This window comes from Candidatus Palauibacter sp. (assembly GCF_965237495.1).
Classification (GTDB): domain Bacteria; phylum Gemmatimonadota; class Gemmatimonadetes; order Palauibacterales; family Palauibacteraceae; genus Palauibacter.
The window spans coordinates 3,446,017-3,467,731 of the sequence record NZ_OZ250143.1; the positions used below are offsets into that span (position 1 = coordinate 3,446,017).

Consider the following 21,715-nt stretch of genomic DNA (forward strand, 5'->3'; position numbering starts at 1 on the left):
ACCTCTCTCGTGGCTAGTCGCCGTTGCTGTCCCCCCCGGAACTCAGGCCCTCCGTGTGTCCGTCCACGGGGAGCGCCTGCCCGGAGATCTTCGCACCTGCGCCGGATGTGAGGAAGAGGACGAGCGCGGCCACATCCTCGGCGTCGACGAAGGTCCGGAGCGAGATCTGCCCGAGCCAGCTCTGCCGGATCGCGTCCTCGGACACGCTCTGGGCGGCGGCCGGCGGCGATCACGCGGTCGATGCGGTCGCCGCGCACGCTGCCCGGGCAGATCGCGTTCACGCGGATTCCGGCCGGACCCAGTTCCATGGCCAGGGTGCGGGTGAAGCCGATCACGCCCCATTTGGCCGTGGCGTACGGGCTGCGCAGCGGGTAGCCGTGCAGCCCCGCGGTCGAGGAGAGGTTGACGATCGATCCGCCGCCCGCCCGCCGCAGGGCCGGGACGGCGGAGCGGGCGCAGAGGAACATGCCGTCGAGGTTGATGGCCAGGGTCCGCCGCCAGCCGTCGAGGTCGAGCGTCTCGACGGGCCCGGTCGGCCCGGCGGTCCCCGCGTTGTTGACGAGGACATCGAGCCCGCCCAGCCGGTCCATCGCCTCCTCGAAGAGCCGGTCCACGTCCGCTTCCGACGAGACATCCGCCACCGTCCCGCCGAGGTCGTCTTCCGTCGATCCCGGCAGGTGCTCGAGCGCCGCCAGATCGCGGTCGCAGACGTGTACCCGCGCCCCTTCGTCCAGGAATGCCCGCGCAATCGCCCGCCCGATCCCGGCCCCGGCCCCGGTGACGATGACGCGCCGGCCCTCGTGAGCGGGCACCGTCGTCACCCTTTGTAGCCATGTTCGGCCGCGGGGTACCTCCCCTCGCGCACTTCTCCGGTGTATCGGCCCACCGCGTCGCGTACCGCGGCGCCGAGTTCGGCGTACCTCTTCAGGAAGCGCGGGCTGAACCCCTCGTTCAGGCCGAGCATGTCGTGCAGGACGAGCACCTGCCCGTCGCACTCCGGACCGGCGCCGATCCCGACGGTCTTCGTCCTTCCCCTGAATCCGGTGCCCGCCGAGGGCATGCACCGACTGCGGCGTGAAGCCGAGGTGGCCCATCACGGGAATCCCCGCCCGGACGATCGCCCGCACCGCGTCGAGTATGTCGAATCCCCCCTCCAGCTTCACCGCGCTCGCCCCGGTCTGTTTGAGGACGTTCCCCGCGTTCCGCACGGCCTCCTCGACGGAGACCTGGTAGCTGAGGAAGGGCATGTCCACGACGACGAACGCGCGCGAGGTCCCCCGAACCACGATGCGGCCGTGGTACGTCATCTGCTCCACGGTGGCGGCGAGCGTCGTCTCTTCTCCGCACAGGACGCTGGCCAGCGAGTCGCCCACCAGGATGAGATCGACCCCCGCCGCGTCGACGAGCGAGGCGAAGAGCGCGTCGTAGGCGGTAATGGCCACGATCTTTTCGCCTCGCGACTTCATGGATACGAGATCGAAGGTCGTAACCTTCGGCCCGCCGGAGCCACCTCCGGAGCCCCCGCCCGGCACGCCCATGGTCGAGGTCGTCGGATCACTCGTCATCGGATCACCCGTCCTCGGCCGGGAACAGCGACCGTCCCGTCTCGGCCTCGACCACGCGGATCGCGCTCACCGGGCAGTTCGCCGCCGCCGCCAGCACCGCGGACTCCCCGTTTCCCGCGGGGTCGACCACCGTCGACTGCCGGTTCTCGTTGTGCGCGAACACGCCGGGCGCCGTGGCCACGCACATTGCGTTGCCGACGCACAGGCCGTGGTCGATCTCGATCTTCACCATGTCACACTCACGCTGTACCGCTCACGACGGGACCGTCCAGGTGATGGGCAGCGAATCGAGGGACCGGAACTGGATGCTCGGCTGGTAGCGCAGTTCCGCCGTCTCCAGTTCGAATCGATCGAAGCGGCGGGCCAGGCCGCGGAACACCTCCTGTCCCTCCATGCGCGCGAGCGCGACCCCGAGGCAGTAGTGGATCCCGGAGCCGAAGGAAAGGTGGGGATTCGGCTGGCGCCCGATATCGAACCGGTCCGGGTCCTCGAACACCGCCGGATCCCGGTTCGCGGCCGCGATGATCCAGCGGATGCGCTCCCCCGGCGAGAGCGTCTGCCCGCAGAGTTCGGCCTTCCGCGCGACGATGCGCTGGGTCGATTTGACGGGCGGGTCGTAGCGCAGACACTCCTCGGTCGCCGTTCGCGCGAGGCCGTCCGGGTCCGCGCGCAGCCGGTCCCACTGCTCCGGGTGCGCGATGAAGGCGAGGAGCCCGTTGCAGATCAGGTTCATTGTCGTCTCGTGTCCCGCGAACAGCATCAGTCCGGTGTTCACGAGCACCTGATGGCGCGTGAACACGCCGTCCGTCTCGCCCCGGGCCAGCGCCGAGATCAGATCGTCGCCGGGGTCCTCGATCCGCTCGCGCACGAACGGGCGCGCGTACTCCATCATCCCGCGGATCCCCTCGGTCAGCGGCCGCAGCCGGTCGGGTTCGCCGCGGTTCAGGTGGAGGATGCTGTCCGCGAGCCCCCGCAGCGTGTTCATGTCCTCGCGCGGCACCCCCATCAGGCGCGCGATCACCCGCACCGGGAGCGGCGCCGCGAGGTCCGTGACGACGTTCATCCACCCGCGCGGCCACACCTCGTCCAGGAGTTCGTCCACCACCCGTCGCACGAACGGCCGCCAGCCTTCCATCGCCGTCGGTGTGAAGAAGGAGTGAACGGTCTTCCGTTGCTCCAGATGGTCGGGTCGGTCCTGTTCCACCAGTTGGTCCGCGCGGAACGTCCTGACCTCGTCGAACAGGTGCGTGTCCTCGGGCAGCACCGGCGGGTACGGGGCCGCCTGGACCCCCCGGATGACGGCTGAAGAGAAGAGTGCGTGGTGCCTGAGGATCCAGACGACGGGGTCGTATCCCGTCACCACCCACAGCCCGAACTTCTCGTTCCAGTGGACGGGGTCCCGTTCCCGCAGCCGCGCGAAGTGGGCGTAGGGGCGGGCGATCACCTCCTCCGCGAAGAGGTCGTCGAGGTCCACCGCGGCCGTGCCGAGCCCGGGGCCGGGGCTGGGGATCAGGGCGCGAACCGGTATACGACCGGCAGCCGCGCGACATCGGTCACCCGGGAGTCCGTGTGGTGGACGATGTTGATCCGTCCGGTGCCGCAGTCCCCGAAGTCGTCGCAGGAGATGTCCCCGATGAGGCCCCGGAGGCGAGTTCGGCCGATCTCGGCGCGCAGCGCGGCGCGGTCGATGTACAGCCGCCCGCCCTCCTCCACCGCGACGGAACGGATGGCGGTGAGGAGCAGCGTCGTCCCGTCGTACGCCTGCGCCCAGTAGGGGGACGGCGGGGGTCCGCCATACGCGGCTGCGTACGCCGCCAGGACGGCGTCAGCGCTTTTTCCGGTCGCCTCGTTGACGTTCGAGCCGAAGTCGGACTCCGGTCCCGCGAAGTAGATGCCCTCCGACTGCGGCGTGGCCAGGAAATCGGAGACCAGCAGGGCCGAGCCGGAGATGAGCGTCACGCCCTCGAGCCCGTCGAAGCTCCCCGCCTGCGCGGCGAAGGGCGAGCCTTCCACCTCGAAGAGAGGGAAGAAGATCCCGTCGGGGCCCGCCGCCGCGAATTCGCGCAGAACCGGCGTCATGTCCGTGTCTCCCTTCGCGATCGCCGTCGCGGCCGGGACTACCCCGCCCAGCGCCTGAAACGCGATGGCGAAGGCCTCCACGAGGGCCGACGTGTACGGGTCTCCGTCGTGGACGGTCGCGACGCGCCGCAACCCCAGTTGGTTGAACGCGAAATCGGACAGGGCCCGGGCCTGATACAGATCGTTGTTCGAGACGCGGAAATACCCCGGGTGATAGTCGGGATTCGGGTTGCCGGCGAGATCCGAAGTCAGCAGCGGCGACGTCGTGCTCGGCGCGATCATCACGTAGCCTGCCTCGCTGATCACCGGCGAGGCCGCCACCGCCGCGGCCGAACATGAGGTCCCGATGACGCCCACGACCTGCGGGTCGGCGACGACCTCCCGAGCCGCGGCGCGTCCGCCCTCGGGCGAACACATCGAGTCGAGCGCATCGCCCAGGTCGATCGCACGGCCCCGCACGGTGCCGACATCCCGGACGGCGAGTTCGACGGCGTGCCGGGCCGGCGTCCCCAGCGACGGTGCGACGCTCATTGAGAGAAGCGACCGGATCCGCACCGCCTCGCCCCGGCGCAGGGTGACCGTTCCCAGCGGCCCCGGTTCGAAGCTCGAGGGTCCGGTGCTTCCGTCGCACGAACCGGTGAGCACCGCCGCGATCGTCGCCGCGAGAGCGGCGACCGGCATCCGCCGCATGATCCACATTCGATGCCCCATAGGAACAACCTCCTCGTGACAGAACGAACCGCTGGCCGCAAACTACGTGACGGCACAGACGCCTCCAAGACGCGCCGACAGCCACCAGGGACGCAGGAATGGCTCGAAACAGATTCCCTCAGCGTCTGCTGATCTGCACCGGTTTTCTCGCGTTCGGGTGCGGCGAGACGGGCGTGCCGCGATCGTCCGATCCAATCCCGCTGGAGGAGTTGGCCCTCGGGGCGTGGTCCCCGCCGGCCGTCCTCCCCAACGACCGATTCCTCCCGTCGCCCTCGGCGCAGGCCGCCGGGCATACCCTCTCCGGCACCATCACTCTGGTGGGTGCGGAGATGCGGACGGACCCCGCCGCACTCGACGAACGCCGGGGCATGGGCCGCGACACGAAACGGTTCCCGAATGTATGGCTCGGGTTCGTCTCGGATGGCCCCGATCTCATCCCGTGGGATCGCGACCTCATCGTCGCCGGCACGCGTACCGAGACGGGCAGTTACTGGGATGTCCTCGTCGGCCCCGGCACCGCGTGGTCGGAGCCGGGCGAAGACTGGTCACGCGGGGCGTTCCCGCTCCAGCTCGCGAGTTCGGTGGAGAACGAGACGTACAACGGCGTCGCGACGTTCGCCTTCAACGACCGCGAGGTGTCGGGCGTCCGCTTCCAGACCGTGACCCAGGGGAGGCCCTATTTCCTCGTCCAGCGTCGGCTCATGTGGGGGCAGCTTGCCGCAACCTACGCGCCGGGCCCGGCCCCTCCCGGCGTGGTCGAGGAGTTCGCGGTGGAGAAGGCGCGGCGGCTTCCGCTGCGTCCGATCTCCGACCTGCGCCCGCTCGTCGGCGACTCCGTGTTCGAAGGCATGCATGCGGGCATTAACCTGGAGAACATGGTCACCGCAGCCTTTCTCGTCGGCGACACGCTCTACACGGACGACTGCCCGACACCGTTCGGAGAGCTTCCGTTCTGTCGGGAACAGCGCTTCGGGATCTGGTCCGTCACCAAGTCCACCGGGAACACGGTGGCGGCGCTCCGTCTGGCGCAGCTCTACGGCCGGGAGGTCCTCGACGAGCGGATCGCCGACCATCTGGACGTGACCGCCGAACACGACGGCTGGGATGATGTCCGCTTCCGGGACGTCCTCAACATGGCCACCGGCGTCGGCGAGGGATCGGCGCGGATCGAACCCAACAACACGAGCGACGGCTACCTGATCGGCTACGACGACTGGTACACCGCGATCTCGAGGGACGAACGGATCCGGCAGGTGTTCCGCGCCTCGAACCATCCCTGGGGGCCCGGGGAGGTCGTCCGCTACCGCGACCAGGACGCGTTCCTCATCGGCGCGTCGATGGATGCGTACCTGAAGCATCGGGCCGGACCGCAGGCGGACCTGTGGCGGATGCTGGAGGAGGAGGTCTACCGGCCCATCGGCGTGCCGCACGCGCCGACCAATCGGCTCATCGAGGCGGACGGCTCGCTCAGCCTGCCCCAGATGTCACAGGGCTACTACCCCACGGTGGACGACCTCGCGAAGATCGCGCGTCTCCTGCGGGACGGGGGCGCGCACGAGGGCGAACAACTCCTGCACCGGGAGCTGACCGCCGACGTCCTGTACCGGACGGACGCGCGCGGGATCACCTTCGGCCGGCCGGTCGAGACCGGCCCGCCCAGCTACTATCTGGCGCTCTGGCACCAGAACTACGTCGGCGAAGGGGGCTGCGTCGTCGACCTCACCCGCATGTCGGGCTGGGGCGGACACCGCGTCGTCCTCTTCCCCAATGGCATCGTCGGCATCCGGATCTCGAAGGTTAGCGGGGCCGAAGCTTCGCCGGTGGACGGTCTTGCCGCGGTGGCCGACCGCCTGGATCCGTTCTGCTCCTGAAGCTGTGCCTGAGTCAGGGTCAGGGATCCGCCGCGGCGTGGGACTTCTCCTCGGGGATCCCTGAGCCGTAGTACTCGCTGAGGACGCGCTTCAGGCGGTGGCGCTCGTCGTTCAGGCGGTATACCTGTCGGGCGGCTTCGGTGAAGCGGGGACCGAACTCGGCCGCCCGTTCGAGGGCACGAAGTTCGTCCTCGATGTCCCAGATCTGTCGGTTCACGTCTCCCAGGGCGGCGACGCGCTCCTTCACGCGGGAGGGGGCGGCGGCGAGCGGCCCGATCGTCCGTTCGCGGATGGCCTCGACGTTTTCCAACTCGGAGTTCACATTCGCGAGCTTCCGGCGATCGCGGATCCGGGCCTGCTTGAGCCGCAGGATCGTGATGCGGTCGATGAGTTCGCCGACGGAGACGGGGATCTCGATATTCACGCCCCGAACATAACCGACGGGGAGGGGGCGCGGTGAAGATTGGGCTCGTGGGTTTCGCGGGTTCCGGTAAGACGACGGTGTTCAACGCGATGACGGGGCTCGGCGTCCCGGTCGGGTTCGGCGGCGAGGTGCGGCTGGGGACGGTGAGGGTGCCGGATCCGCGCGTCGACGCCCTGAGCGCCCGCTACTCCCCCCGCAAGACGACGTACGCGGAGATGCGTTTCTGCGACATCCCGGGCGAGTACGGTGCCGCGAAGAAGGGACTCTCCCCGCGCACGCTGCAGCAGATCCGCGAGCAGGAGGCGCTGTGTCTGGTGCTGCGGGACTTCGAAAACCCGGCGCTGGCGGTGCCGCCCGACCCTGCCGGTGCGCTCGAGGCGTTCGGGACGGAGTGTCTCCTCGCGGACCTCGACATCGTCGAGCGACGGCTGGCCAGGGCGCGGAAGGAGCGCGCGGACCCGGTCGAGATCGCGGCCTTCGAGCGGGCGCGGGACGCACTGGAGCGCGAACGGCCGCTCCGGAACGTCTCCCGTGACGAGTTGGACCGCGGGCCGTTCCGCGGATACGGGCTCCTGACCGACCGACCGCTGCTCGTGCTGCTCAACCGGAGCGAGGACCGGGCCGGGGAGAGGCTTCCGCCCGACCTCGCCGCCGGGTTCGACGCGATGGGCGCCGCCGGGTTGGCGCTGTCCGCCCCCGTGGAGGCGGAACTCGCCGACCTGGAGCCGGACGACCGGGCCGCGTTCGTCGAGGCACTCGGCCTCCGCGAGCCGGCGCTCGCCCGCTTCATCCGGGCGGCCTATGGCCTGCTCGATCTGATCTCGTTCTTCACGGTCGGCCCCGACGAGGTGCGCGCCTGGACCATTCGTCGCGGCACCCGGGCGCGGAGGGCGGCGGGCCGCATTCACTCCGATCTCGAGCGTGGGTTCATCCGCGCCGAGGTCATCCCCTACGAGACGTTCGCGACTTACGGCTCCGAGCAGGCGGTGAAAGAGGCCGGCCTGCTACAGGTCGAGGGCAAGGACTACGTCGTGGCCGATGGAGACATCTTCCACGTCCGCTTCAACGTCTGACCCGGTCACTGTCCGGGGCGGAGACGTTCCCGCGGGAACGCATGGCGGCTGTCGAAAACCGCGGGAGGGCTGCGGCCGGAGCGGTGCGGGGGGAGATCCCGGCATTGAGATTCGGTTGATACGCGCCCCGAAACTGGACCGAAGGAGAAAGGTTCGCGTGCTCCCAACCCCGAGATCATGCAGGCGCTGGACGCCGCCGGCGACGAACTCTACCGCCAGGAGCGGGAGGCCGAGCGGGAGGCCGAGCGGGAGGCCGAGACGGAGGCCGCGTGGGAGCCGGCCCCCCTCAGGCTGCCGCGGACCCCGGTGGAGCGGAACCACGACGCCCTCGGGGCGTGGCTCGAGGAACGCACGGAGGCGAGGGTCCAGCTGGTCGTCCACACCGTGGCCGGGAACGCGGATGTTGTCGCCACCGAGGACGGCTCATGCGTTCCCGCGGGAACGTCCCGGCGTCTGTCGTGCGACGCGGAGGCCGTGCAAGTGAAGCGCGGACTGGACGGCTCCGTGCTGGATGTCGGCCGCCGCCTGAGGACGGTGGACTGGCGGCTGCGCAAGGCGCTGGAGGTCGGAGACGGGGGCTGCCGCTTTCCCGGCTGCGGGTCACGCTACACGCAGGCCCACCACGCGATCCCATGGGCCGAGGGGGGCGAGACGGCGCTCGACAACCTCATCCTGTTGTGCCGGTTCCACCACCGCACGGTGCACGAGCGCGGCTGGTGCGTGGAGATGGGGCGGGCGGGGGCGGGCGGGTTCCGGGACCCGGAGGGTAGGATCGTCCCGGCGGTGCCCCCGGCCCGCGCCGACGTGAAGGCACCGCCGAGGGCCGACGCCGGCCTCGGCCGCTGGCACCGCCAGAAGGGGATCAACCCCTGGACCGCGACCGGCCGGTGGGAGGGGGACCGCCTGGATCTGGACTGGGCCCTCTGGGTCCTGTGGGGACAGTATGAGCCCGCCCCGAACGACGGGGAGCGCGTCGCGGCCTGAGACCGAGACTGACCCCCCCGGCCGCCTATCCCTCGAGCAGCGTCTCGATGTGGGCGGCGGTCGCGAGCGCCGTGCCGTCCAGATTGTAGCCGCCCTCCAGCAGCGAGACGAGGCGGCCTTCGCAGCAGGCGTCCGCGTAGTCCATCGCCGTGCGCGTCATGCGCCGGAAGGCGTCGTCCGTGAGGGCGAAGCACCCGAGGAGATCGTCCTGCCGGCTGTCGAACCCCGCCGAGACGATCACGAAGTCCGGATCGAAGGCGGCGACGGCCGGAGAGAGCGTGTCATCCCAGCGGCCGAGCATGTCGGCGTCGGTGGCGCCGCAGTCCAGGTGCACATTGATGTTGAGCCCGCTCCCCTCTCCTTCCCCGGTGAGCGACGGGTCGCCGGTGCCCGGGTAGGCGCCCCAGTCGTGTGCGGAGAAGAAGAGGACGGACGGGTCGTCGTAGAAGGCATTCTGCGTCGCGTTCCCGTGGTGGTAGTCCCAGTCGATGACGAGCACGCGCTCGAACGCGTAGGCCTGCTGCGCGTACTTCGCGGCGACGGCGGCGTTGCTGTAGTAGCAGAAACCTTCCTCGGCGCCGGTGTTGTTCGCGTGATGTCCCGGGGGCCGGATCGCGCAGAACGCGTTCAGCACCTAGCCCGTGGCCACGGCATCGATTCCGGCGAGCGCCCCGGACACGGCCAGTGCCGCGACCGGCCCCGTGACGTCGAGTTCACGGATCGCCGCCACATGGTCCGGGGTGTGGTGCGCCTCGATGTGCGGCCTCGGCTCGGCGTCCGGCGCCAGGGCGACCGTGGCCTCGTCCAGACCGCGCGCGACGAGTTCCTCACGGATGCGCACGAGCCGCTCGGGGATCTCGGGCGGGCGCCCGCCGTCCGGCCGGATCAGGACGTGATCCAGGTAGCGGGAATCCCACACGAGCCCGGTGCCCGTCCCCCGGGGGCGGGCGCCGCCCGGGCTCGCGCACGACCACGCCGCCGCGGGCAGCAGCCCGAGGCCCGCCGCCCCCAAGGCGGCTTCCCTGACGAATCTCCTCCGAGTGGTGGTGAACTGGCTCGTCGTGCGCATGGCGGGACCCCCTTTGCTGAAACTAGACTAACCAACGCCGACCGCGGGTCGCGAGAGTCCCGGGCGTGTTCTTCCAACTCCGAGGTATCCCATGGCTGCCAGAAACACGCGCGTGACCCCGCCGCTCCATACTCTCTGCCTGCTGGGAGGCGTCGCTGGAGGCGTCCTCCTCTTTCACGGCTGCGGCGGCGAACCGGGCGAGTCGGACGCGGGGGAGACCCCCGAAGCCGCTGGCGACGTGAACACACAGCTGGCCGGACGGCTCGCGGCCGGGGACGCGATCTTCGGGCTCTTCTCCGGGGATCACACCGCCGAGGCCGGGGCCGCCATGGCCGCGACCCGTCCGCTCGATTTCGTGTTCTACTCGCTGGAGTCCGGCCCCTTCGACATCCCCGCGCTCGAGAGCTACGCCGCCGGCATGACGGAGGCTTCGGGCGACATGGGCACGCACCCGATGCTGCTGCGGATCCCGCCGATTCGTGACGGTCACGACGAGGCGCGGGATCGCGCGGCCCAGGGGCTGGCGGCGGGCGTGGCCGGCATCGTCTACCCGCACGTCGAGACGGCGGAGGAGGCCGCGCTCGCCGTGGACGCACTCGGCGATGCCGCCTGGCCCGGCAACCCCGATGGCCACCTGATCTCCTTTCTCCTGATCGAGGACCAAATCGGGCTCGACAACGTGCGCGAGATCGTCTCGACCCCGGGTGTGAGCGCTGTCTCGCCGGGCCCCGGCGACCTGCGCCGCGTCTACGACGGCGACATGGAGAAGGTGGAGGAGGCGATCCAGATCGTGCTCGCGGCCTGCCTCGAGTTCGACGTGCCGTGCGGCGTCACGGCGAACGCGGACGACGTGGCCATGCGGATCGAACAGGGGTTCCGCGTCATCATCGCCACCCAGCCAGAGGCCGTCGCCGCCGGGATGGCCGCCGCCGGCCGCTAGCCGACGGACCAACGTGACGCTTCCCGGAGGAAAAAGTATGAAGTCGCTCACTGTGATCGCCGCGCTCGCACTGCTGCCCGCGGGGGCCCTCGCGCAGGACAGCTCAGACGGTGGCGCTGACCGCTCCGAGCCCCAGCCCTCTCGCTGGGAGTCGAACCATTCCATCGTCGTGAACGGGGAGACCGTCGCCTACCAGGCGGTCGTGGGCAGCGTCATCCTCCGGGATGACGAGGAGAACGCGACGGCGGAACTCTTCTACACGGGATACTTCCGCACGAACGGCGGTGACCCCTCCACGCGCCCCATCATCTTCGCGTACAACGGGGGACCGGGGTCGGCCTCCTTCTGGCTCCACATGGGGATCATGGGGCCGCGCCGCGTGGTCACGCCGAACGTCGGCCAGCAGGCGCCGCCGCCCTACCCGCTCGTCGACAACGGCTACACGCTGCTCGACATCGCTGACGTCGTGATGGTGGACCCGATCGGGACCGGCTTCAGCCGACCCGCCGGCGACGCGGACGGGAGCGATTTCTGGGGGATGGATGAGGACGCGTCCTCGCTGACGCAGTTCATCCGCCGCTTCCTGAGCGAGAACCGGCGCTGGAACTCGCCGCGCTATCTCCTGGGTGAGAGCTATGGCACGACCCGGTCCGTGCTGCTGACGCGGCACCTCCAGAACGCGAACATCGATCTGAACGGGGTCGTACTCGTATCCGCCGTCATCGATTTCAACACACTCCAGTTCCCGCCCGGATCCCACATCGGGTTCATCACGAACGTGCCGTCCTTCGCGGTCGCGGCGGCCTACCACGACCGTCTGCCCGGCGGACGCCCCGACGACCTCGAGGCGTTCATGAAGGAGGTCGAGGCGTGGGCGCTCACCGACTACGCCCAGACGCTGCTCGCGGGAACCGCCGTCGATCCCGCCCAGCGGGCCCGAGTGTTGCAGCAGATGCACGAGTACACGGGGCTCAACCTCGAATACCTCGAGAAGGCTGACCTGCGTGTTTCCGCGCCGGAGTTCGAGAAGGAGCTGCTGCGGGACCAGCGGCTCACCCTGGCCCGGCTCGACACCCGCTTCACCGGCCCCACCGGGGACCTGCTCGACACGACGCCCATCCACGACGCCCAGTCTTCCGCGATCAGTTCCGCCTACACGTCTCTCTTCAACACCTACGTGCGGGAGGAACTCGGTTACGACGGGGATCGGGAGTACTGGCCCAGCGGCATGACCCGGAACTGGAACTGGGAGCGGGAAAGCGGCCGCCGGGGACCGTTCGGCGGCTCGGCGCTCAACGTGGGACCCGACCTCGCTCACGCGATCGAACGCAACCCGCGTCTCGAGGTGCTGCTGGTCAACGGGATCTACGACTTTGCGACGCCGTACTTCCCCATCGTCTGGTCGCTGGAGCAACTGGGGCTGCCGCCGGACCTGCGTGACAACATCACGCGCGCGGACTTCGCCGCCGGACACATGATGTACGTGGAGGAGAGCCTGCTACCGCAGTGGCGTGAGACGCTGGAAACCTTCATCACGCGGACCTCCGGGGGGAATCTGGTCCCGTAGCCGAATCCTCGCAGGAGCCTCACCGCCCCTATTGGAGGCGGAGAATGATCCGGCTGAACATGAGACACTGCGAGCCTGGGCAGAGTCTTGCTGCGCCTGGGCCGCCCAAGTCAAAAAATCGCGGTCGATAGTAGCGTGCTCCGGGGCGACGGTTATCCGTAGCTCTCTGAGGAGCGGCTGGTGGCAGTTCCGTAGCCTGGTGCCACTTCCACAAGGACACGCTTCATGTCCACCGGGTTCGTTTCTCCGCGCCAAGAAACGAATGAAGCCGACGATCACCGAGGGGGTGGCGGGTTCCGGCCCGAGGGGCGCGAGCAGTTCCCGGTAAGCCTGCATGATTCCTTCGCGGCCATGTGCCCTCTCTTGATCGGGGGGCCACCGGCCGTGCGCCTGATAGTACGCCTGCCCTATGAACTAGGGTCTTACGACGTTCTGCAATAAGTCGGCCAGATCCGACCCGGGAGGCCAGTGCCGTCGGTACTCGGACGCAACACAGAGGCAGGCCCGCCCGCATGGAAGGACGTGCCTGTCTATCTCCCACGGAATCTCCCGGCGATTGCACCTCAGCTCGGGGACGCCTCGGGGATAGTTGCCGGGAATCTCCAAGTCGACGCTGAATCCGATTCCAGAGTCGAGCCACATCGTGCCGGTCACCCGTGCTGGAACCTCCGACGTATCGAGGGTCAGCAAGGGAAAGGCCTCGGCGATCCGAGCCCGTTCCTTGGCGACCACATCGGCTTTCATGCCTACCCGCTCGCGGGCGCGCTGTGCGCCCACGGCTTTGGGGCCGCTCCCAGCACCGCAGCGGAGGCGGCGGTTGCAGCCTTATCGTCTTCCTCAGCCTCTGCGATACGCTCATCAAAGAAGTCGGTGCGAAGCACCCTCTTCCACGCCCGCAACGCCTTCGATCGTGTGCAGCTGGGGAGATCCAGGTCGTCCAGCGTGTCGATAGCCCGATCGAGCAGCTCGAGAAGATTGCGGGTCTTGTTCGCGGAATCTCCGTCGATGAGCCATTCGTCTTCGACTACCGGATGCGGCACCGACGGATCGTCTTCGAGTCGTTCGGACATCTCGATGATCGTGTCTCTCAGGCTCTCGTCGAGTCTCTTTTCTTTGGAACGATAGCACTCCTCGACGAGCACGGTGAGCACGAAGCCGCTGGGCAGGGACAAGGACGGGCGGTTCTTGCACATACTCTTGATCAGGCGAATCAATTCACGAGAGTTCTGTTGCCCAGCGGCTTTTTTCTGCGCAACCCAATCTTTGAACCACGCGTTGACCCCCTCGGGATCAGATTCCTTCCACTCCGCACTCGCCAGCTCGTAGTACGTCTCACCGGCAAGATCCTCGAGCGAGCGGTAGACGGGGATGTCGACGTGATGCCCGGCGCTGTAGTGAACTCGGACGCAGTTCGTCTTCACCTCCGGAGGGGTTGCGAATTGATCGCTGTGAACCGCGTCGCGGACCATCTTTCTGGCATCGAGGGGGGACTTCTCGCCGCCTTGGGGACCTCTGAGCGATTCCTCCGTGAAGACCACGCCGTCGTCGATGTCGTAGGCTCCATCCGGCTCCTGGATCACCGTGCGCATCGCGTAGGACCCTTGGGTGATGGATCGCGTCGGAGCAGGATCGTCATTGTCACTTAGCCCGTCCCGTACACGTTTCCGGTTGGTGTCGCGGTGCTCCTTCAGCTCCTCCAGCTGCGCTTGGGTGAGTGCCACTTCTTCGCCGTGATAATCTCGGATGTCTCTGTCGCAGTCCTTCATTTTCCTGCCGCCTTATGGTTGGGTGTACGCTCCGGGTCGATCTCCGGCATGCGCTCGAAGATCTGAGCCAACAATCGGCCGCGCTTGTCGTCGTCGCGGTTCTGATACCATCGGTAGATCTCCTGTCCGTCCTCGTTTCCCAGTGCCTGCATGAGCCGCAGCGCCTCCTTCGACGCGGAGTCCAGCTGGAGGTCGTCGGCCTGCTCGGCCGACGGGCTGGACTGTTCACAACGGAGGATCTCCACGGGTTTGCCAAACTTCCTCAGTTGTTCCGCGAGAAGCGTGGCGGAGTACGTCGCCGCTTGGCCTTGAGCGTCCATGGCCAGCGCCATCGGTACGACACCCGCGCGCCAAGCAACGATCCCACGGTCGAGGTCGGCGGGCGGGGCAGACCCGGCCGTTGGTGGGCAGGTGCCCACGGACATGACCACGACAGGCTGCTTGGGCTTGGAGACGGCGAGGCCCTCGATCAGCCCGACGAGCACCGGGTTGTTCGCCCACAGGCCCCCATCGGCGTAGACCTGATCGGAGAGGCCATCAGCTTCGATCGACGCCAGCGGCAGGTAGATCGGTGCGGCGCTGCTCGCTAGACACGCTTCGACGATGGTCAAGTCGTCATCGCGGTCCTTTTCGGACACATGCCGCGTCTTGAAAACCCTCGGCTTATGTTTCAGGGCCGACGTCGCCGAGATACAGAGGCCGATGCCCCGCTGCTGGTGGAGGTCGCCGAAGGTCCAATCACCGAAGATCCGCTTGAGTTCGGACTTCAGTTCGTGGTTGGGATTCCCGGACCGACGCAAGTGTGTAAGCGCCCACCACAAGAACCGCGCCTTCCGCCAGAACCCCGACGATTTATCGCAACGCGGGATGGGATTCTCAAAGATCCGGGGTCCCGCCTTCTCGTACAGAGCCATGACTTCATCGATCGGTATTCCCGTCGCGATGGCGGCCGCGAGGATCCCGCCCGTGCTGGTACCCAGCACCAGGTCAAATCCCTTGCCGAGATCAAGACCGGTAGCGCCCCGTGCGTCTGCGAAGCGGCTGGCAAGCGTATGCAGCACGGTGGCCGTGTACAGGCCACGCATGCCCCCGCCGTCCAGCGCCAGAACGTGTATCGCGTCCATGCGGACAGAGTAAGCTTACGGAGCATACACAGCAACCGGTCAGCCCCCCGGTGGAGTGGTAGGCGGGACCGAGCCTCCTAGAGTGCCAGCTGGTTGTCGGAGGGGAACAGGGCGGCGAGCCTGATTCTTGCAACGGCGAGGTTCACGTCGAATGTGTCCGCGATCCGGTGGACGGCCTGGACGTGGTTAGCGCTGGGAAGATCTCGCTGGCCGAGCGCGCCGACTGCTTCGGTCAGCGGCTCGACACACGCCTCCACGAGCGGGCGCGGCAGCAGGAGGCCACCGATGGCTTGGTTCGCCTGCCATTCCCACCATTTCTTGTGGTAGGCCTCGGTGCCCACCTCAAGATCCTCCCGGCGACACATGATGCGGCGGCGTCTGAAATCAAAGCTCCCGTTGAGGATCGGGTGGGGTTCATGCACGGCACCGAACATTTTGGCGTGCAGCAGGCCGTGCCCAGCTTCATGCGCGAGGGTCGCTCGGCCTCGACGCTCAGCTTTGGCATCGGCCTCAAAAAGAGATCTGGCGGCCCCAATCACGACGACGGCATCGCCTTCAAAGACCGCGAATCCGAGCACGCCCGGGGCGACATCACTGTATTCGATCTCGCACTCGAAGTGCTTCTCGATGAAGAGGTCGATCTCGACGGGCGCCGGAGTGTCGGGCAGACAGCCAGCCGCCACCAGCGTATCGAGGCAGATCCGCTCGATCTCCCCATCGTCGAAGTACAGTCGCCGACCGAACGGTTCGCCCGGCGCGGAAAACTCTCTCATCGTAAGGATCTCTCACGCGTCCCGATCATCGGGGGACAGCTTCTGGAGGAACTCTTCAGGCGTCAGCTGCCCCTTCTCGATCTGTTCCGCCGTGGTTCGAAGGGCCATGCCCCACCGGGCGTCGGTTTGCGAGAGCCGCTTTAGGGTCGAGACCGACTCCCGGAAGTCGAAGCGCCGAAGATCCTCCTCATCTACCTCGAGTGCCCGGGCGATGTCCGCCAAGACCTGCGGGGAGGGGAATCGCCTTCCGAGTTCGATGTCAGAAATGAACGGTGCCGACTTGTTGATCCGAGCCGCCAGCTTCCTGAGGGAGAGATTCCGGTCCAACCGGAGCTTCCGCATCCTCTCGCCCAGGGTCTTCGCGTCCATGCTGACCCCCTCCCGATCATTGGCTAGATGGACTAGGAACGTTGGGTCGCCGGGGCTCGTCCGTCAAACGCAACGCCCTCGGCTGCCTCCGGGGAGGACGTCAGATCCGTCCGATCCCGGCACTCGAGGTAGAACCGCTTTGGCGTCTGGATCCTGTGCTCCCTAGCCACCGTCGTCGTGCCAAAGTAGGACGGGACGGCGTATCTCCACAGCCCGGCGTCCATCGGATCTACCAGATCGTCTCGTAGCGGGAGGGGGCGAGGTCCCAGGTCTTTCCGTAGACGTGGAGGCGGTTCGTCGGCCCATCGGGGCCCACGAGCGGGGCGCCGGCGTGTGCCCATGAGAGGAGGCTGCCCCGCAGGTTGAGGACGCGCCGACCCTTCTCGTTCTGCCGCTTCGCGTAGTCCGAACTCCGGTGCCCGATCGTACAGTACGCCACGACGGTCAGGTCCGCGTACCGGTCCGGATCCTGCTCGAACTCCTCCGCGGTGATGGCTCCGGGAATCCAGGAGATCTCGCGCTCACGCTCCGCCCGGGCGTCCACGAGCACGACGCTCCCGGTCTCGAGCAGCCGCCCCACCTCTTTGACGGTGACGGCTTCCACCTCCGGAAAGCGCCGCTCGACTTCCTCCACCATCTCTTCCACGCGCGCGAGCTTCTCCTCGTCCGTCAGCCGGGCCTGCCCGGCACAACCGGTGGCCGCGAAGAGCGCGAGCGTCGGAGCGAGAACCAGAGCCAGCTTCGGAGCCAGCGTCGAAGCCGATGTCGAATCAACCGTGTGGCGTTCCATCTGTCTTCCGTGTGGTTCTGTTTTCGCTCAGGCGGCGCGGGCGGTCGCGATGCCCTCGGCCAACGCCTTGACGAGGCGGGGGATCGAGTGCGCCGGCGTGGCGCACAGCGCGATCCGCACCGCGCCCTCCATCGGAATCACATACACCCCGGCCTCGCGCATGGTTGCAGCCGTCACCTCCCCGTCCGGCGTGAACACGGAGACGAAAAAGCCGCCCTCGTAACGGGGATAGGACAGGCCCGCGCCCCCCGCAAGTTCGTTGAAGACCGCGACGCGCTCGTTGAGGAGGCGAATCATCCCCGCGCGTTCCTCATCGGTGCGCCGGCGCAGCTCCGGATCGGTGAGGAGTTCGGTGGCGCCGAGCAGCCCGAGGTGGTTGCAGTTCGACCACGTGGCACGGCACGAGAATCCGAGCGCGTTCGAGATCCGCTGCCGCTCTTCCGCCTCCCGGTGAAGCGCCACGAGCGCGCCCACCCGCGCGCCGTAAAGGGCGAACGACTTCGACACCGTCCAGCCCACGAGGACCGTGGCCGACTCCAGCATCCGCGGGATGTAGTTTATCCAGCGGTTGGACGCCTCGTCCCCGAACTTCGCATACGCGTGGTCGAGCAGGAACGCGATGGGCCCCCGTTCTCCCACCTCCCGGACGATCTCCGCCACGGCCTCCCACTCCGCCTCGTCGAGTGAATACCCGGTCGGGTTATTGCAGGGGAAGTTGAAGAGGACGAGCGACCGCCCCTGCCGTTCGATCTGGCCCTCGAGCCCCCTGCGGAAGGCCTCGAGGTCGAGGCGGATCCCGGCGTCGAACATGTTGAAGGTCTCGACCGAGCGTCCCGAATGGGTCGAGATCGTGTGGTACGGGCCCCAGTAGTAGCTGGGCGTGAGCGCCGCCTGCCCGGGCTCGAGGAAGTTGAGGATAGCGTGGTGGATCGCGCCGGTGCTCCCCGGCGTGGCGACGGCGACCGCCTGCCCGGCCAGCCCGCCCTCCCCGCAGAGGTCCGCGATCACCGCGTCCAGATACGGAGGGTCGCCGGAGATGGGCGCATAGCCGGCGGCGCGCACGTGCGGCACGCGCTCCAGCGCCTCAGCCGCCGCCGGCATCACCGCGAGGCTCCCGTCATCGTTCATCAACGCTCCGAGCGTCGAGTTCAGGATCGACTCGCCCGCCGCGGCCCGCCGCACCGCCTCCCCGTGCAGGGCGAAGATCGGGTCGTTCCCCTCTCGCGTCGCCGCCTCGGGAATGAGACTGCCGGAAGAACCGGAAAGAGCTGTCATGGCCGTCGTCATCGTCCGCTACCGGACCCTGTTCGAGAAGTTTCCATGGACGCTGTACCGGGCGATGGCGCCGTCCTCCCGGTGGAAGAAGACTAGGCCGGAGGGTTCACCGGGCACCAGTGGACCAGCTCCTCCGGGCGGGCGAGGGCCTCTCCCAAGTACTCTGCCAGCCCCCGAGACAACCTAAACGTCGAGAGCGGGTTGCCCATGCCAGACGCTTGGTTGCCGGAAGATATCGCGACCCGCGCCGGGCCGGGATCACGAATCGGGGCCGTCGTAGTTGAGGTCAGCAGGGCGCGCAACGGGACGCGGAGGGCTACGCTAAACATCGAGACGGGGTTAAGCTCAGCCTTTGGAGGTCACCTTGACGTTCACGGTGAGAACGCCGCACAAGCTCCTTCAGCTATCGATTCTCCTAGTCGCGGCCCTTGTGGTGGCGTGCGGAGAAGAAGACACGGTCGCGATCGGTATCGTACCTTCTTGCACGGATTTGGTCACCGTTGAAGTATGGGGTGGCCCACGCGGTCAGTACGTAGTTCCAGTGGGCGGATCGCTGCTGATTCACGTGGGACTGCGCGACCGGACACGCGGCTACGAGGACTGTCCTGAGATCCCGCTCGAGCGGTTCAGTTGGAGGATCGATGACCCGAGCTTGGCTCTGGTCGAGTACAGTGCACCTGTTGTAACGATCACGGGATTGGCGGTCGGGCAAACATGGCTTAGTCTGGTTCACGGTCTAGAGACCCAGACCTGGCTGCGACTCCATGTCGTGGAACCGTAAAGAGCACGACACCACTTTCCCGGCCGACGCAACGAGTCGGCTGTTGTAACGACTCAAGCTGTTCAGCGTAATAGGGCTCGCGCACTCGCACGCTGCGCGAACTTGGAGATCCTGGGTGTACGTACTCGCCCTCACCACCTCGTGGGGCTATGGAGACCCCCGATCCCGATCCGCTCCAACCTCGCATACGCGTGGCCTACTTCCGCATGGTGACGCCGGAGAGCGTAACCTTGTGGGCGCTGGGGGAGCCGACCCAACTCACTGTCCGCATCCTGGACCGGGACAGACAAGTGCTGGCGGGAGCGGCGGTCGTCCGGGACTCGCAAGACTCTTCCATAGCCACGGTAGACGCGAACGGGCTGGTGACGGTCGTAGGCAAACGGGACGACGAGCATGACCGCCGCGTCCGACCGCGTCGGGGGCACGCTTCATGGGCGAGAACCTGCGGGTGAAGGGGCGGGCCACCTGGCTCGGTGCCGTGGCGGAGATGCCGAGGGATCCGGACGTCTACGTCGATACCCGCAGCCGGAACCGTCTGCACGGCGGTGACGGCATGAAGGGGCAAACGTCGTATCAGGTCTTCAGAATGGGATCCGGAAGCCCCGGCGTCGCAAGAAGTAAGCCAAGAAAGACGTGAAGCCCCCACCCCTGAAGCGCTGACCTCGGCGAGGCCCGGTGTCACGTGATTACTGACTTGTACACAGTGGGAGAGCCTTAGGAAAGAGACGGAATCGATATATTTGGGACGACAACGGCGGGCGAGCGACGAGAACGATGGGTCGGCCCCTTTATGCAAACCGGTCAGGTCGGTTTGGTGGCCGGGTCACGCGTCCCCGAGGCCTCTTATCAAGCAGCGGCTGCAGGTTGCTACGACACGAGCGACGCGGGCAACGACCGGCCGGCCACACCTTCAAGTGTTTCAGTTCTTTCAGATGCCGTACTTCGAGATATTCGGAGGTGCCTCGGATCGCCGTACGATCCGGGGTCTCCAATTGTGACACGAATAACGCGAGCGTGCCGGGAGTCGAGAAACTGCCCGGCGGTCGAATAGCTATAGCAGCTAGACTTTGTTGGATGATTCTTGCGGCGGCTGTAGGCTGGTTGTTCGGTCGCCAAGGTTAGTGTTGCCCGTCAACTCAAATACATACTCTCCTTTGCAAACCCAAGTGGAGTCGGCCGTTAGCTCATGCAGGGAACCGCTGGGAGACGGAGATCGGGTAGCCGTCGGGGTCCCGGAGGGTGAACTCGATCGAGCGGGCGTTCGGGTTCACGTGCGGTTCGTCCAGACAGTCGGCTTCCATGGTGCGGGCGCGCTCGAACACGGCCTGCGCATCCTCGGTGTGGAAATAGAGAAGGACGCCGCGGCCCGGTGTGCCGTCGCATGGATCCGTCATTCCCGGGTGGGCCTTGAACTCACGGTGGTGCAGCATCAGTTCGACGCTTCCGTCCTGCCCCAGGAGCCGCTCGAAGTGATGGCCGCCGCGTCCGCTCACCAAGCCGAAGAGTTCGACGTACCAGGCTGAGCTCGCCGCCACGTCACGGACGACGAGCATGGGCGTGAGGCCCTGACCGGCCGCGGCCATCGGTCGGGACCTCCGGCGCCCGGTTTCCCGCTGCCGGCTAGTGGTTCGAGTTGTTCGTCTGGGCCTCTGCGGCGCGGCGCGCCTCCTCGCGGGCGGCTTCGGGACTGGCGGGACATGGGAACGTCTCCTTGAAGGCGGGGGAAGGATCTCGGGCAGCCTCCGAGTTCAAGGTGCCGGAACCGGACGGGACCGGGCAAGCTTGGAGGCACCGGCCCCGGGCTCGGTCACCGGAGGCTCGGTCGCCGGGGGCTCTGGCGCCGGAGCCTCTGGCGCGACAGCGGGGGGCTCGCCACCCTTCGGCATGAGCTACCACCCCTATGAAAGGACCGAGACATGCGGAGACTTGTCCTGGCCGCCGGCCTCGCGCTGGGTCTGGCCGGAACGCTCGCCATCGGGGACGCGGCCCCTGTGAGCGCGCAGGATTCGCAACTCCTCGCCGTGGGCGAAATGGCACCGGACTTCGCGCTCCCGGGCGCGACGCGGTACGGTGCCCTGGAGGACCCGATCCAGCTCAGCGACTACCGCGGGGAAACGGTCGTCCTGGCCTTCTTCTTCCGGGTCAGAACGCGTGGCTGAACGGTTCAGATGAGAGCGTACCGTGATCAGTACGCAAGTCTGTTCAACGAGGGCCGCAACGTCGTCCTCGTCGGCATCTCGAACGACCCGGTCGACGAACTCGCGTCATGGCTGAAGGATGAGGATTTCCCCTTCCTGTTCGGCAGCGACGCGGACAACGACGGGGGCACGTACGTCGCCTTCGGCGGAGGGTTGAGAGACAACAACGCGGTGGACAGCCGCGCCGTGATCGTCGTGGGACCGGACGGCCGCGTGGCCGGCGTGATCCCGGCCTTCAATCAGGTCGACCCCGCCGCCTACGACGAACTCGCCGCCATCATCGACGAGGTGACCCCCGAGCCCGCGGACCCATAGGACACATCTCCGGTCCTGCTCGTGTCAGGCGATGGCGCGAG

At 67.5% G+C, this 21,715-nt stretch carries 21 protein-coding genes and 2 pseudogenes; 7 read left to right on the top strand and 16 right to left on the bottom strand.

The annotated features are described in order from the left end of the window. Positions 1-13: 13 nt before the first annotated feature. The 5 genes and pseudogenes from ACPXY0_RS15100 to ACPXY0_RS15120 all read right to left on the bottom strand — a co-directional run bounded on the left by ACPXY0_RS15100 (position 14) and on the right by ACPXY0_RS15120 (position 4,355). Positions 14-821, bottom strand: a pseudogene (locus ACPXY0_RS15100) (SDR family oxidoreductase). A gap of 249 nt (positions 822-1,070) precedes the next feature. Next, positions 1,071-1,565: pseudogene (locus ACPXY0_RS15105) on the bottom strand (3-methyl-2-oxobutanoate hydroxymethyltransferase); the annotation flags it as partial. Positions 1,566-1,569: 4 nt separating this feature from the next. Further along, positions 1,570-1,797 carry a ferredoxin gene (locus ACPXY0_RS15110; RefSeq protein ID WP_419943407.1) on the bottom strand — a complete coding sequence of 76 codons (228 nt, stop codon included), beginning with the start codon at positions 1,795-1,797 and terminating at the stop codon, positions 1,570-1,572. 21 nt (positions 1,798-1,818) lie between these two features. Further along, the gene (locus tag ACPXY0_RS15115; protein ID WP_423925941.1) at positions 1,819-3,039 is read right to left on the bottom strand and encodes a cytochrome P450; all 1,221 of its coding nucleotides are present in this window, start codon (positions 3,037-3,039) and stop codon (positions 1,819-1,821) included. Between the two features lie 35 nt (positions 3,040-3,074). Beyond that, positions 3,075-4,355: a branched-chain amino acid ABC transporter substrate-binding protein gene (locus tag ACPXY0_RS15120; protein ID WP_423925943.1), complete on the bottom strand. Its 1,281-nt coding sequence runs from the start codon at positions 4,353-4,355 to the stop codon at positions 3,075-3,077. 98 nt (positions 4,356-4,453) lie between these two features. Between ACPXY0_RS15120 and ACPXY0_RS15125 the strand changes: the two genes are divergently transcribed. Next, positions 4,454-6,226, top strand: a complete 1,773-nt coding sequence (locus ACPXY0_RS15125; RefSeq protein WP_423925945.1) for a hypothetical protein — start codon at positions 4,454-4,456, stop codon at positions 6,224-6,226. A 19-nt stretch (positions 6,227-6,245) separates the two neighbouring features. Here ACPXY0_RS15125 and ACPXY0_RS15130 read toward each other — a convergent pair whose 3' ends face one another. Beyond that, positions 6,246-6,650 (bottom strand): DUF6165 family protein, encoded by a 405-nt coding sequence (locus tag ACPXY0_RS15130; RefSeq protein ID WP_423925947.1) that lies wholly within the window; start codon positions 6,648-6,650, stop codon positions 6,246-6,248. Positions 6,651-6,682: 32 nt separating this feature from the next. Here ACPXY0_RS15130 and ACPXY0_RS15135 point away from each other — a divergent pair, with 32 nt between their 5' ends. Both ACPXY0_RS15135 and ACPXY0_RS15140 read left to right on the top strand, forming a co-directional pair. Continuing rightward, on the top strand, positions 6,683-7,723 hold the full coding sequence (locus tag ACPXY0_RS15135; RefSeq protein WP_423925949.1) for a DUF933 domain-containing protein: 1,041 nt from the start codon (positions 6,683-6,685) through the stop codon (positions 7,721-7,723). 177 nt (positions 7,724-7,900) lie between these two features. Beyond that, on the top strand, positions 7,901-8,707 hold the full coding sequence (locus ACPXY0_RS15140; protein ID WP_423925951.1) for an HNH endonuclease: 807 nt from the start codon (positions 7,901-7,903) through the stop codon (positions 8,705-8,707). A gap of 25 nt (positions 8,708-8,732) precedes the next feature. On the opposite strand, the gene ACPXY0_RS15145 is transcribed toward ACPXY0_RS15140, so the two are convergent. Both ACPXY0_RS15145 and ACPXY0_RS15150 read right to left on the bottom strand, forming a co-directional pair. Further along, a complete protein-coding gene (locus tag ACPXY0_RS15145; protein ID WP_423925953.1) occupies positions 8,733-9,341 on the bottom strand; it encodes a histone deacetylase family protein in 609 nt (202 codons plus the stop codon). After that, positions 9,342-9,776, bottom strand: coding sequence for a hypothetical protein (locus tag ACPXY0_RS15150; protein ID WP_423925955.1), 435 nt, complete (start codon positions 9,774-9,776; stop codon positions 9,342-9,344). 91 nt (positions 9,777-9,867) lie between these two features. On the opposite strand from ACPXY0_RS15150, the gene ACPXY0_RS15155 reads away from it, so the two are divergent. Further along, positions 9,868-10,716: an aldolase/citrate lyase family protein gene (locus tag ACPXY0_RS15155; protein WP_423925957.1), complete on the top strand. Its 849-nt coding sequence runs from the start codon at positions 9,868-9,870 to the stop codon at positions 10,714-10,716. Between the two features lie 37 nt (positions 10,717-10,753). Next, positions 10,754-12,283 carry a S10 family peptidase gene (locus ACPXY0_RS15160; RefSeq protein ID WP_423925959.1) on the top strand — a complete coding sequence of 510 codons (1,530 nt, stop codon included), beginning with the start codon at positions 10,754-10,756 and terminating at the stop codon, positions 12,281-12,283. Here ACPXY0_RS15160 and ACPXY0_RS15165 read toward each other — a convergent pair. From ACPXY0_RS15165 to ACPXY0_RS15200, 8 genes are all read right to left on the bottom strand, one after another. Continuing rightward, complete coding sequence (locus ACPXY0_RS15165; protein ID WP_423925961.1) at positions 12,215-12,619, bottom strand: SEC-C metal-binding domain-containing protein; 405 nt, start codon at positions 12,617-12,619, stop codon at positions 12,215-12,217. The genes ACPXY0_RS15160 and ACPXY0_RS15165 overlap by 69 nt on opposite strands. A 410-nt stretch (positions 12,620-13,029) precedes the next feature. After that, positions 13,030-14,049 (bottom strand): cyclic GMP-AMP synthase DncV-like nucleotidyltransferase, encoded by a 1,020-nt coding sequence (locus ACPXY0_RS15170; RefSeq protein WP_423925963.1) that lies wholly within the window; start codon positions 14,047-14,049, stop codon positions 13,030-13,032. After that, on the bottom strand, positions 14,046-15,173 hold the full coding sequence (locus ACPXY0_RS15175) for a CBASS cGAMP-activated phospholipase (RefSeq protein ID WP_423925965.1): 1,128 nt from the start codon (positions 15,171-15,173) through the stop codon (positions 14,046-14,048). The genes ACPXY0_RS15170 and ACPXY0_RS15175 overlap by 4 nt, the downstream gene beginning before the upstream one ends. A gap of 77 nt (positions 15,174-15,250) precedes the next feature. Then, the gene (locus ACPXY0_RS15180) at positions 15,251-15,946 is read right to left on the bottom strand and encodes an ImmA/IrrE family metallo-endopeptidase (RefSeq protein ID WP_423925967.1); all 696 of its coding nucleotides are present in this window, start codon (positions 15,944-15,946) and stop codon (positions 15,251-15,253) included. Positions 15,947-15,958: 12 nt separating this feature from the next. After that, the gene (locus ACPXY0_RS15185; RefSeq protein ID WP_423925969.1) at positions 15,959-16,315 is read right to left on the bottom strand and encodes a helix-turn-helix domain-containing protein; all 357 of its coding nucleotides are present in this window, start codon (positions 16,313-16,315) and stop codon (positions 15,959-15,961) included. Between the two features lie 229 nt (positions 16,316-16,544). Next, entirely contained in the window at positions 16,545-17,105 is a 561-nt protein-coding gene (locus tag ACPXY0_RS15190) for a rhodanese-like domain-containing protein (protein ID WP_423925971.1), read from the bottom strand. A 27-nt stretch (positions 17,106-17,132) separates the two neighbouring features. Next, the gene (locus tag ACPXY0_RS15195; RefSeq protein WP_423925973.1) at positions 17,133-18,392 is read right to left on the bottom strand and encodes a pyridoxal phosphate-dependent aminotransferase; all 1,260 of its coding nucleotides are present in this window, start codon (positions 18,390-18,392) and stop codon (positions 17,133-17,135) included. A 1,953-nt stretch (positions 18,393-20,345) separates the two neighbouring features. Continuing rightward, the gene (locus tag ACPXY0_RS15200; protein WP_423925975.1) at positions 20,346-20,744 is read right to left on the bottom strand and encodes a VOC family protein; all 399 of its coding nucleotides are present in this window, start codon (positions 20,742-20,744) and stop codon (positions 20,346-20,348) included. Between the two features lie 333 nt (positions 20,745-21,077). Here ACPXY0_RS15200 and ACPXY0_RS15205 point away from each other — a divergent pair, with 333 nt between their 5' ends. Together ACPXY0_RS15205 and ACPXY0_RS15210 are read left to right on the top strand one after the other, a co-directional pair. Next, positions 21,078-21,320, top strand: coding sequence for a hypothetical protein (locus ACPXY0_RS15205; protein WP_423925977.1), 243 nt, complete (start codon positions 21,078-21,080; stop codon positions 21,318-21,320). A 9-nt stretch (positions 21,321-21,329) separates the two neighbouring features. After that, positions 21,330-21,674: a peroxiredoxin family protein gene (locus tag ACPXY0_RS15210; RefSeq protein ID WP_423925979.1), complete on the top strand. Its 345-nt coding sequence runs from the start codon at positions 21,330-21,332 to the stop codon at positions 21,672-21,674. Positions 21,675-21,715 lie beyond the last annotated feature (41 nt).